Origin of the sequence: Myxococcus sp. AB036A (genome assembly GCF_006547355.1) — a bacterium.
GTDB classification, from domain to species: domain Bacteria; phylum Myxococcota; class Myxococcia; order Myxococcales; family Myxococcaceae; genus Myxococcus; species Myxococcus virescens.
This window is the reverse complement of the sequence record NZ_VHLC01000080.1, coordinates 31,188-42,323: the sequence shown is the minus strand read 5'-3', so window position 1 is coordinate 42,323 and position 11,136 is coordinate 31,188. Positions and strand designations below refer to the sequence as shown.

The window sequence follows — 11,136 nt, the reverse complement described above, 5'->3', positions numbered from 1 at the left end:
TCCACTGCAGCGGCATGTGCTTCGCGCCTGCGGAAGTGGGGCTGCAGCCAAGCCCCTACCTCCTCCATTTCCGCGCCGAGTTGGCCGACCAGGCGCACCTCGTGCGCTCGCGTCTCTGCGTCGATTGCCCTCGACATGGGAAGCCTCGCTCCTCCCCCTCCTGTTCTTTCAACAGGGAGGAGGTTGCGGCTTCTTCCAAACTGCAACTGTAGGACTAAAGGCCAGCCAGATCTACTTCGCCCCCCAGACGATGATTTCGGCTTTGCGCCGGACGACAGTAACGATGGACCCGTCTCCGAATAAATTCGTCCGCTCGAAAGCGACGGTGAAGTCAGGCTGGGAGTGCGGCGCGGCCGATCTGCTACACAACCAGCTTCAAGAGGAACTCTACGACCTGCTCATCGAGAAGTACGGTAAGAACTCCGTGAGGGCTGAGCACGAGCGAGTCGATCTCATCGTGAGGCTTCCGGACCGCCGCGTTCTCATCGAACTCAAGACGTACCCCGAAGCCCGCTACAGCATCCGAGAGGCCCTCGGCCAGTTGCTGGAGTACGGCTATTTGGAGGAGCCGAAAGACCCGCTCGAACTCGTCATCGTCTCGCCCGCACCGTTGACCGAAGAGTGGGCGGCCTATCTCGCGCGCATCCGACAACGGTTCTTGAGCCCGGTGACCTACCGGCGGTTCGTATCGGGACAGAAGGACTTCGACATCTAGCTCCTCCAGCATCCGGCCCGCTAGCAGGCCAGGAGGCGCTGACGCAACCTCGCGTGGTGCCCAGGTTCTGCATCATCGTATCCGACCGACGGCTGGCGTTCAGCGGATGCCCCCTCCCGCTCGCGCCGCAGGGGCACCGCGCACGGAGGCCCTGGAGGCCGAGGCTTGCGTGGCTTCAGGAGGAATCAAGCGCGGAAGCGGAGGATGGTTGCCAGCGGTGCGGCAGCAACTCGTCCAAACGTGATGCGGGGTGGCTTCCAAGTCGCATCAGCACGTCGGCGAGGAAAGCCTCAGGGTTGATGCCGTTGGCTTCGCACGTGACGACCAGGGAGGCGAGCGAAGAGGTAGTTCTTCCTCCCCAGCGCCCTTGGCCGAAAAACTTCCTCTTCGTTGGAAACGATGCCGCCGACCGAAACTTCGCCGGCCTCTACTCACTGGTGGCCACCTGCGAGGCCAACGGCATCAATCCGCGTGACTATCTGGCCGACGTGCTGCTGCGCGTGCAGTACAACCCGACCAGCCGGATAGATGAACTGCTGCCCGGCCCCTGGAGTCGCCGACTCGTCGCGGACACTTCCTGAACGCCATTGCCATCGTGAGACTCGCAGCGGCTGATGACCGACTCTGGTACCGGCGTTGCCCGTGTCCGCCGTCAAGACGCCCAAACCCGGACCGTTACCCTACGTCCTTACACTCAAAAAGAGTACCAGGTCAAAAACCACCCATTCCCACCCCCAACCCACACGCCCAAACTAGCACCACAACCCACACAACCCAAGCACATGACAGAAAAAGCACTCACCGCCCCCATCCAACGCACAATCACCCGAGTAAGCATAAGGCGCCTCTTTGGAGCATACACATACGAAGTAAACAACCCCAGCCCAGTCATCCCCCAGTCCCCCAATCTCCTAATCCTCTATGGCGACAATGGCTCCGGAAAAACAACCATTCTCAACTCACTCTTCAATTTACTATCACCAACACCCCACGCAGGACATCGAACTGAACTAGGAAGAACAAAATTCGAGCGACTCGAGGTTGAATTCAGCGACGGGACAAAAGTATCAGCCAATAGAGCCCCCGGAGAAACAACAGGCCCATACAGGCTAACAATATCACAACAAGGAGACCAAATAGCATCATTCTCTTGGCCACTCCGTCCTTCAGCATCATCGACAAAGGAGCACGAGAACGAAGAGAACTATAAAGAACTCTGCAGGCAATTACATAGACTTGGAGCAATTCAGTATCTATCGGACGACAGAAGACTAAGAACCACGCGCACACCACGCTCTCAACTTTCGCGCAGACTGGAACGAGAGGAGTTCAGAAGGGTTATCTCAGAACCAGAAGTCCGATCATCAGAAATCGAGAAACGACACTTGGCGTTTCGCGAATCACTACTCGACGAAGCCGTCCAACGCGCCATCGAGTGGATTCACAATCAAGCACTACGGGCCTCAAACATAGGCCAATCGCAAGCCGACAACATATTCTCCGACGTAGTAAAGCGCATCGCCACATTCGGAGAGGAGAGCGAGCCATCTGCCGAGGAACTGCATGCACTCGGGGAAACATTGACATCAATAGCGCAGCGAAACGAGACCTTCAGAAGCTTTGGCCTAACACCCAAACTCGATGTCGGAGAAATCACAAACTCAATCGCACGCTCCAGCAAAAAGAGTCAAGCCCTGATTAAGCACGTACTCACCCCATATGTCGACGGCCTTCGCGCGCGCCTCGACGCCCTGCAAATCTTGCGCGACCTCATCGACAAGCTTGTCGAAAATCTCAATGAATTCTATAAGAACAAAAAGATACGCTTTACACTGTCGGAAGGCTTCAAGATCAACTTCACCAACGGCGAGCCGCTCGAACCCAAAGACCTATCATCCGGCGAAAAGCAGCTTTTATTCCTCCTCTGCAACACCCTGAGCGCCAGGAGCAATTCAAGCATCTTCATTATCGATGAGCCCGAAATTTCACTCAATGTCAAATGGCAAAGACTGTTAATCGGAGCCCTCTTTGACTGCATGAGCGGAAGTGGATCGCAACTCATAATCGCGACGCACTCCATAGAAATGCTAGCTCAGCATCGACGAAGCGTAACAAAGCTCGTCGATCTGGAGAACGCCCAATGAACTCAACCGAAAGAAGGACGATTGACGAGCTAATAGCGAGATACGAACTTGAGCCAACACTTCGCGACATTTACACGGAGGGGGAATATGACGCCAGGATAATCCAGTGGCTCATCAAAGGACTCCATCTTCGGCATGTTTCAATCTACGAAATACAGTCAGTCGAGATTGACCCAGGCAGCATAGTTGCACTTAATCTCGAGGACAATAATCGAGGTCGCCTCATCTCCTTGGCTCTGGCCCTGCATGATGCGTTAGGCGCAGATGCACCTCAGGCAACAATGGTTGTTGATGGGGATTTTGACTGTATTTTTGGCCATCAGTACACCCCAAAGAACATAATATACACAGACTACACAAGCATGGAGATGTACCTTTTTAGCGAAGCCGTCCTGGGTAAATTCATGCACCTTGCATGCGGAATCACACGGTGTGACATCGGCAAGTTAATAGATAGCTTCTCTCGCATTCTGAACCCACTCTTTATGGTTCGCCGCCACAACTCCATATCCCGGCTCGGCTTTCAGCGACCAGACTTTGCCACATCCCTCTCGACCGACGAATCTAATCTCCCCGAAATTAATTTCGATCACTATCTGGATAGATATCTGGACAAAAACAAGGCCCGCGGAAAGAGAGCCGAGGTGTTGGAGTATGTGCGCATCGAACTATCAAAGACTCGCAATCTAGACACTCGCCTTCAGTCGCATGGTCACGACTTCATAGAGCTGCTCACCTGGTATGTTAAGAATTTAGGACATGTCGGCAAGATCGGGGTCGACACATTGGTAAGTCGTGGCCTGCTGGGCTGTCTTGAACTTGAAAGAGTCAAAGGCGAGCATTTTTTTGCCCGCATTCTATCCCGTGTCTCCAGTGCCATAGGAGGCGTTGGCGGACATGAGGCACTACAAGTGGTCTCAGAATTGAGCGAGTAGGCAAGGGGGCGATGAACAGGCCGCTGATCGACATGGAGGGGATGGCCATGTTCGAAGCTGACCGGTGGACCTGACTGATGAACAGTGGAGCCTGATTGAGCCGCTACTCCGCGCGCGGAAGCGGTACTTTCCGCGCCGTCCTGCGAGCCTTGGCCCTGGACCTCAAAGAGCGCGGAGGATTCGACCTGGGGGAAGGCTTTGTCGACGCGTTCTTCGTCTCGGCGAAAAAAGGGGCCCTGCGTCGGGAAAACGAAGCGGAGCAAAGGGACGAAGGTCATGGCAGCAGCAGACGGCGCTGGTCTTCCTCTCGCCATTGGCGCGGCAAGCGCTTCTCCCCACGAAACCAAGCTCCTCGAAGCCACCCTCGACGAGAGCCTCATCGACGAGCTTCCCAAGCGGCTCATCGGCGACAAGGCCTATGACGCTGACAAACTCGACGAGCGACTGTGGCACCAGCGGGGAGTGAAGCTGATTGCCCCGCACCGTCGAGGGCGCAAGACGAAGACTCAGGATGAACGTGAGCTGCGTCGATACCGCCGCCGCTGGAAGGTAGAGCGGCTTTTCGCCTGGCTTCAGAACTTCCGTCGTCTCGTCACCCGCTACGAGGTGAAGGTGGAGAACTTCCTCGGCTTCCTCCACCTCGGCTGCATCCTCATCCTCTTGAGGCAATTCTGAGATCACCTCTAATGAGTACCCCTTGATGCGGCTCCCTTTTTCGGCCACAGCCGGGGGCACCCTCAAACTCAGCGTTGGGTCCTCGCTCGGCTTGAGTCGGTCCTCTTCACGCAACCACGCAGTGAAGGACTTCAGCGCAATGATGCGGTACTTCCGAGCTGTCCCCCAATCGGCCAGGAGCTTCCTCAAGTCTCGAAGCTGGACCTTGCGCAAGTCACGGCCAGCCAGCGCTTCGCCCCAGGCGACAAGTTAGGCTCGAACCGCGCGTCTGTGTGCCAAGCCCCGCCCCTTCTCCGTAAGATGCAAAAGAAGGCCAGCCACCGCCTCTTCATCAATATGGACGGGAGCGTTCTCCAGGGCGGATTGGCGCCGAGTTCGGTACGCATCTGGGTCTCGCTCCCAAAGCGCCAGTTCGGCAAGCGCCTCTCGCTCACTGGCGACGTCAAGCGCAACGCTGTAGCGACGCCCAGCCCATTGCCGCTCGATGACCCAAACCGCGCGACCGGCTGCATCTCGAATTCGACCACCAGCCCACTTCCCGACCCACCTTGCACCCATCGTCATCCCTCAGTGCGCTACCGGTGCGTTACCGGTTCGCTCAAAGGGCTAAATGGGGACGTTTTCCCTCTGTGGCGCTATGAGACCGGACTCGCCTTCAAAACCGGTGAGGGGCGCTGAGAGTCGTCCCTGGCGAGTTCGATTCCCGTGCCCTACCGCCAATACTTCCGAGGGGTACGTCCCATCACTGCGCGCAACGAGGACACCTACCGGCCACCCTACGGGCGCGTCACAGTGAAGACGCCGCGCCGCTGCGTCTTCGTCGGGACGACCAATTCCCTGGAGTACCTGCGCGCGGACGCGAGCGGCTACCGCCGCTGGTGGCCGGTACGGTGCACGCGCATCGACATCGAAGGACTCAAGCGTGACAGAGGCCAGCTCTGGACGGAGGCCGTAGCGCGCTTCCAGATGGGTGAGAAGTGGTGGCTTGAAGAGGAGCAGGCCCAGCGCGCGGAGAGTCACGCGCAGGAGCGAAGCGAGACGGACGGAGGACCGAACGACACCATCCTCCAGTGGGTGTTGAGCGTGCCGCCCGAGAAGCGCAACGAGGTGACGACGGAGCTGGTGGCCCGCGACGCGCTTCTCCTCACGACGCCTGGGCAGATTCCGCGCGGCGTGCGCCTCGACATCGGCCGCTCCCTCCGACGCCTGAGATTCCAACGCACCCAACGGTGGATTGCCGGCGTCCCAACGTGGGTCTACCTGTCGCCGGAGAACATCCGCTACGCCCCTCAGCAGCCGCTGGGCATGTCACGTCCCAGTCCGGTGGTTCTCACCAGGACAACGCACACGCTGGAGTCATGAATTGCCCCCACCACATGACTTTCACTACCCCTCGGCATAGCAAATCAAGGGGTAGCGGGAGCGGCATCGACCTGATTGAAGCGAATGATCGTGCCGCGAATAATCTGGCCACTCCCATCCATCTGGGCAAGAACTGCGTCACCCCCTGCCGCGCAGACCTGAGGGCCAACATCCTCAAGGAAGCGACCAATCGACCGGGTATAAAAGCCTACGGGCTCAAGCACGCCTAGCTCGACGAAAGAGCGCTCTGGCCGAATGGTAAGCGCCTCAGGCTGGCACGTCGCGGGCTTTGCCTCTGCTACCGCATTGGTCGTCCGGGTATAGCTGTAAGAGACACATCCCAACGAGGTCATCGCCAAACCGAGCACTCCAACTGCGCGCAGACATAGGTTCATACACCGCATCTTACCACAATGAGAAGCTCATGTCTGCCCTTGGGGCACCAGAGAAGGGAGCACGCTGGGCCAGGAGATGGGCGCCGTCCACTCGTCCCCAGGAAACGGCCGGCGGTTGTTCGAGGTGGATTCGCGCAGCGGCTCGTACCTGTATGAACCGCGCAGCCACCGTGTCATCCCGCTGGGACCGGGCGACCATCTGGCGGGCGAACCACCCGCGACAGAGGTGGAATTGACGCGCGCCTACCTGCACTGGTGCGAGCGCACGAACAGGCCCGGCGATTGCCTGCGCCTCCTGGTGGAGAACCCCACGATCACCGGGGATGGCCGTTACGCCCTGGCCATGGCCATGGCCTAGGGCGTCGTGTTGGACGAGATGATGGACGCCTTCAAGGGCATGGCCGACCCCCAGGCCATGATGGCGGCGGTTCTTTGGACGTGGACCACGTACTGCATCTTGCTCGCGGTGCCCGAGCCTTTCTCGAAGGGCGTGGCCGCCGTGATCACCGCCTCCCTCATTGCCTACGTGGGGGTCGATACGTTCTGGAGCCTCATCGTGGGCTTCAAGCGGCTGGTGGAGGAGGCGGAACGAGCCACCACGTTTGACGAGCTGCGCGAGGCAGGGGAGCGCTACGGCAAGGTCATGGGCCGCAACGCGGCGCGCGCGTTCGCCATGTTGGCCACGGCCGCCATTGGGAACACGGCGGCAGGGCTGGGGTCGAAGGTGCCAAGGCTGCCCGGTGCCGCGCAGGCGGCGGTGCAGGCCGAAGCGCAGGTGGGCATCAGGCTCGCGGCGGTCGCGGGGGTGGGAACGGTGGCCGTGAGCGCTGAGAACGTCACCATCGCCCTCGCGCCCGGTGCGGTGGCCATGGCGGCCAGGGGCACGGGCGGCGGCGCCTCCGCCAAGGCGCGGCCCACGGGCTACAGGGCATGGGGCTCGTTCAGTGGCTTCAAGAAGGCCATGGGCCCGGCGGGTCCAGGGCAGGAGTGGCACCACCTCGTTGAGCAGACCCCGGGCAACGCGAAGCAGTTCGGGCCCCAGGCCCTCCACAACACCGACAACATCATCCCGCTGGACAAGGCCCTACACAGCAACGTCAGCGCGTTCTATTCGTCGATTCGACGCGATATTACCGGCTCGCCATTGACCGTACGGAAATGGTTGAGCACACAGTCCTACGAGGCCCAACGTGACTTCGGGATACTGGCCATCAAGAACATCGAGAAGGGGCTCTGGTGATGAAGTTGGAGGATCTTGTCGAGCAGTTCGCCCAGAACGTGGCCGCGCAAAACGAGGCCATCCTCCGGGGAGACGCCAAGACCGGGAACAAGCACGCCAGGAAGTACGGTGCCGCCGTCGATAAGCTCCTGGCCCACGGAAATGCCGGACGTGACGCTCTCGCCGTGCTTCTCAAGCATGAGCGCATGGACGTGCGCGTGATGGCCGCCGCGCATCTGCTTCGCTATCGGACGGCCGAAGCCAAAGCGGTCCTGGAGGAAGCAGCCAAGGGGCAAGGGCTGGTCCCGTTCGGAGCGCAGCAGGCATTGAAACGCTGGGAAGAAGGAACCTGGGCACTTGATCCGGAGTAGCCCGCCTCGGAGGCCCCCTCGGCGCGGTCCAGGCGAGCCAGGTACACGTAGCCGCAAGTCCCGCGGCAACTCGCCCGTGAGGCCCCCCGAGGTGACCACGAAGCGCACGGCTTCGCGGCCACAGCAGTCCAGCGACAAGGCCACCTGGACGCGCTCCCCGTACTGGGCCGCACGCCGTCCCCCAGCGCTCCAGGTGGCAATGCATCAGTACATCAGGAACGTGTCAGCGTAGGTGCCGCCGCCTGGATGGATGGCGATGAAGTCCGCCTTGCCGTCGCCGCTGAAGTCGCCCGGCAGGAAGCGCGTGGCCGCATCCGCCCAGTAGTCGGCAGTGAAGCCGCCGGACGCCACTTGCCGGATGGTGCCGTCACCGTTCGACAGGAAGGTGTTGGCATAGGTACCGCCGCCAGGATGGATGGCGATGAAGTCCACCTTGCCGTCGCCGTTGAAGTCGCCCGTCAGGAAGCGCGTGGCCGCTTCCGCCCAGTAGCCGGCAGAGAACCCGCCGGACGCCACCTTCCTGAAGGTGCCATTAGCGTTCGAGAGGAACGTGTCAGCGTAGGTGCCACCGCGCGGATGGATGGCGATGAAGTCCGCCTTGCCGTCGCCGTTGAAGTCGCCCGGCAGGAAGCGCGTGGCCGCATCCGCCCAGTAGTCAGCCGTGAAGCCACCGGACGCCACTTGCCGAATGGTGCCGTCACCGTTCGAGAGGAAGGTGTTGGCATAGGTACCGCCGCGCGGATGGATGGCGATGAAGTCCGCCTTGCCGTCGCCGTTGAAGTCGCCCGTCAGGAAGCGCGTGGACGCATCCGCCCAATAGCCGGCAGAGAACCCGCCGGACGCCACCTTCCTGAAGGTGCCATTACCATTCGAGAGGAAGGTGTCAGCGTAGGTGCCGCCGCGCGGATGGATGGCGATGAAGTCCGCCTTGCCGTCGCCGTTGAAGTCGCCCGGCAGGAACTGCGTGGACGCATCCGCCCAGTAGTCAGCCGTGAAGCCGCCGGACGCCACTTGCCGGATGGTGCCGTCACCGTTCGACAGGAAGGTGTTGGCATAGGTACCGCCGCGCGGATGGATGGCGATGAAGTCCGCCTTGCCGTCGCCATTGAAGTCGCCCGGCAGGAAGCGCGTGGACGCATCCGCTGAATAGCCGGTAGAGAACCCGCCAGAAGCCACCTTCCTGATGGTGCCATTACCATTCGACAGGAAGGTATCAGCGTAGGTACCGCTGCGTGGATGGATGGCGATGAAGTCCATCTTGCCGTCGCCGTTGAAATCCCCCGGCAGGAACTGCGTGGCCGCATCCGCCCAGTAGTCAGCAGAGAACCCGCCGGCTGCCACCTTCCTTGCAGCTCCAGGACCGGTCGGGAGGTGCGGATAGAGGTAATTCAGCGCGGTGATGTCGGAGGCGGTCCACTCGCCGATGTCGGGCGTGAGGCCGCAGGAGTTCATCAGCGACCCGCCGACCGTCGCAGTGTTCGGCGTGTTGGGGATGTGGATGGCGCCCACACCCGCCTCTCCTTCGTTACCGCCATCACCGCAGCTGATGCTGCGATCGTAGTAATCCGAGTGGCGGAAGCCGATCGCATGACCCAGTTCATGGGTGATCACGTGCTCGTTCACGTCCACGCTGTAGCTGTTGAAGCCAGCGCCAATGATGATTTTTCCATAGGGCAGGCCGCCCGACGGGAAGCCTGACTCAGCGCCGATGCCGGACACCGCCTGCGCGGTGATGGTCGCCGTACAGCCGCTGGCCGGGCCGCGCGCGAAGGTGATCCGCAAGCCCCGCTCATTGTAGTTGATGATGGCCTGATCCAACCCCCTGCTCAGGTTGGTATAGGTATTGAATTCGGCGGTGGGGTTGACGCAGATCTTCGTCACTCCCGTGCCGACGAGGTTGGTCGAGCGGTACTGCTCTGCGCTCCCCTCGGGGGTCTGGAGCATCTCGCGGGACGCGTCCAGCGTCACGTGGGCGTCTCGGCCCACGTACACAGCACCGTCGACGACCAGGATGTCGTCGGCCGGAAAGCCGGCTTCGATGAGGTTGGAGATGATCTCCTGGCTCTCCACCGTCGGGCCGGTGCCACAACCCGCCATCACTGCGCCACAAGTCATAGCGACAACTGATGCCTTCTTGAACATGGGGGTCCCTTGGACAGTCAATGACTGAGGTGCGCCATCCACCTGGGGATTCCAAGGTCGACCGCACACCTCTCAATCAGAATACCCAAAGGGAAATTAGGAATTCATAAAAACCGCACAATTCACGATATCCACGAATGCGGCAATCTTTACCTCTGGTGTACGAGAGGTGATCTCAGAAGGCACTCGCGAGCCTGCGAACCTCCGCGGCCAGCTCCGGGTACTTCTCTCGCCCCAGGAACAGCTTGCGTCCCACGACGAATGCCGGGCGGATGGGCGGAATGGCGCAGGTCGTCACCATGGCCTGGTCGCTCTGAACCTTTTCCATGATGTCTGGCGCGGATGCACGCGCCAGAACCGCGTCGGGGTCCACCGGCAGGTCCCTCACAACCTCCCGAGTGACACGCGCCCCCACGTCGTTCTGCCAGCGATAGATCTTCTCGATGACCTCCCAGAAGCGTTCGGGAACCGCTTCTCGGAGTGCCTCCGCGAACCCCGCGGCGAACACGCTCCCCGCCCGGTACCCCGTGATGCCATGAACCCACCGGAACCGAACGGCACTCCGGGCATCGCCCAGCGCATCCATCAAGGGCTTCTCGCCCCCCGCCCACCAACCATAGACGAGGTCCCCCAGCTCGATGACCTCCACCCTCCCCTCACCTCGCGAAGGCACCTCGTCGCGGGGGAGCACGGGCGCTGGAAGCTGAACCTCGGGCTCGCGGCCCAACACCCGCTCCAGGCCGAAGCGCGCAAGCGCCATGTCCGTCCGCAGGCCATTCCCTCCCATGGAGAGCTGCTGCTCCAGGAGAATCTTCGGATCGAAGCGTCGATCTCCTTCGTGCCGAAGCAACAACGCCCCCATCTCCTGAACCCATCGCTCAAACGCGGCTTCAGGCGCCTCGCCTTTCGCCACATCGCTGCTCAGGGCCTCGTTCAGTTGCTCCACGACCTGCTTCGCCTCGGCCCCCAGGAGCTTTGCATCCAGGGAGGAATGCAGCCGCAAGGTCGCGAGCAAGGACGGCATGTCGCGAATCGCGGCCAGTCCCGTGAGGAACACGCGCGGTGAGCCCGCCATCCGGGGCGGCGTGTACAGCCGGGCGAGCCGATGCGCGATGAGGAACTCGATTCCCAGGTCGCGGATGCACCGTGCGAACACGGGGTGTCGTGGGGGCTCGTTC

General features: G+C 61.0%; 9 protein-coding genes and 3 pseudogenes. 9 read left to right on the top strand and 3 right to left on the bottom strand.

What is annotated here, in order from left to right; translation table 11 throughout:
• Positions 1–325 precede the first annotated feature (325 nt).
• Positions 326–715, top strand: a complete 390-nt coding sequence (locus FL344_RS27435) for a hypothetical protein (RefSeq protein WP_194863281.1) — start codon at positions 326–328, stop codon at positions 713–715.
• 175 nt (positions 716–890) lie between these two features.
• Here FL344_RS27435 and FL344_RS27430 read toward each other — a convergent pair.
• Positions 891–1,058, bottom strand: a pseudogene (locus FL344_RS27430) (transposase domain-containing protein); the annotation flags it as partial.
• A 31-nt stretch (positions 1,059–1,089) separates the two neighbouring features.
• Here FL344_RS27430 and FL344_RS27425 point away from each other — a divergent pair.
• From FL344_RS27425 to FL344_RS27395, 8 genes and pseudogenes are all read left to right on the top strand, one after another.
• Positions 1,090–1,296: pseudogene (locus tag FL344_RS27425) on the top strand (transposase domain-containing protein); the annotation flags it as partial.
• 201 nt (positions 1,297–1,497) lie between these two features.
• Positions 1,498–2,859 (top strand): AAA family ATPase, encoded by a 1,362-nt coding sequence (locus FL344_RS27420; RefSeq protein ID WP_194863280.1) that lies wholly within the window; start codon positions 1,498–1,500, stop codon positions 2,857–2,859.
• Complete coding sequence (locus FL344_RS27415; RefSeq protein ID WP_141620613.1) at positions 2,856–3,794, top strand: DUF4435 domain-containing protein; 939 nt, start codon at positions 2,856–2,858, stop codon at positions 3,792–3,794. The genes FL344_RS27420 and FL344_RS27415 overlap by 4 nt, the downstream gene beginning before the upstream one ends.
• A gap of 165 nt (positions 3,795–3,959) precedes the next feature.
• Positions 3,960–4,469 (top strand): annotated as a pseudogene (locus FL344_RS27410) (IS5 family transposase); the annotation flags it as partial.
• A gap of 705 nt (positions 4,470–5,174) precedes the next feature.
• Complete coding sequence (locus FL344_RS27405; RefSeq protein ID WP_194863279.1) at positions 5,175–5,831, top strand: VapE domain-containing protein; 657 nt, start codon at positions 5,175–5,177, stop codon at positions 5,829–5,831.
• 510 nt (positions 5,832–6,341) lie between these two features.
• Positions 6,342–6,584: a hypothetical protein gene (locus tag FL344_RS39400; RefSeq protein ID WP_228565421.1), complete on the top strand. Its 243-nt coding sequence runs from the start codon at positions 6,342–6,344 to the stop codon at positions 6,582–6,584.
• Between the two features lie 6 nt (positions 6,585–6,590).
• On the top strand, positions 6,591–7,466 hold the full coding sequence (locus FL344_RS27400; RefSeq protein WP_228565420.1) for a hypothetical protein: 876 nt from the start codon (positions 6,591–6,593) through the stop codon (positions 7,464–7,466).
• A complete protein-coding gene (locus tag FL344_RS27395; RefSeq protein ID WP_141620616.1) occupies positions 7,466–7,816 on the top strand; it encodes a DUF2019 domain-containing protein in 351 nt (116 codons plus the stop codon). The genes FL344_RS27400 and FL344_RS27395 overlap by 1 nt, the downstream gene beginning before the upstream one ends.
• Before the next feature lie 204 nt (positions 7,817–8,020).
• Here FL344_RS27395 and FL344_RS39960 read toward each other — a convergent pair whose 3' ends face one another.
• Together FL344_RS39960 and FL344_RS27385 are read right to left on the bottom strand one after the other, a co-directional pair.
• A complete protein-coding gene (locus tag FL344_RS39960; RefSeq protein WP_194863278.1) occupies positions 8,021–9,958 on the bottom strand; it encodes a M57 family metalloprotease in 1,938 nt (645 codons plus the stop codon).
• 175 nt (positions 9,959–10,133) lie between these two features.
• On the bottom strand, positions 10,134–11,114 hold the full coding sequence (locus tag FL344_RS27385; protein ID WP_141620610.1) for a hypothetical protein: 981 nt from the start codon (positions 11,112–11,114) through the stop codon (positions 10,134–10,136).
• Between the last annotated feature and the right edge of the window lie 22 nt (positions 11,115–11,136).

What these genes read in the sequence shown, in the direction of transcription:
- FL344_RS27420 (WP_194863280.1), top strand. Translation starts at nt 1,498, where the DNA reads ATGACAGAAAAAGCACTCACCGCCCCCATCCAACGCACAATCACCCGA.
- FL344_RS27415 (WP_141620613.1), top strand. Translation starts at nt 2,856, where the DNA reads ATGAACTCAACCGAAAGAAGGACGATTGACGAGCTAATAGCGAGATAC.
- FL344_RS27395 (WP_141620616.1), top strand. Translation starts at nt 7,466, where the DNA reads ATGAAGTTGGAGGATCTTGTCGAGCAGTTCGCCCAGAACGTGGCCGCG.
- FL344_RS39960 (WP_194863278.1), bottom strand. Translation starts at nt 9,958, where the DNA reads ATGTTCAAGAAGGCATCAGTTGTCGCTATGACTTGTGGCGCAGTGATG.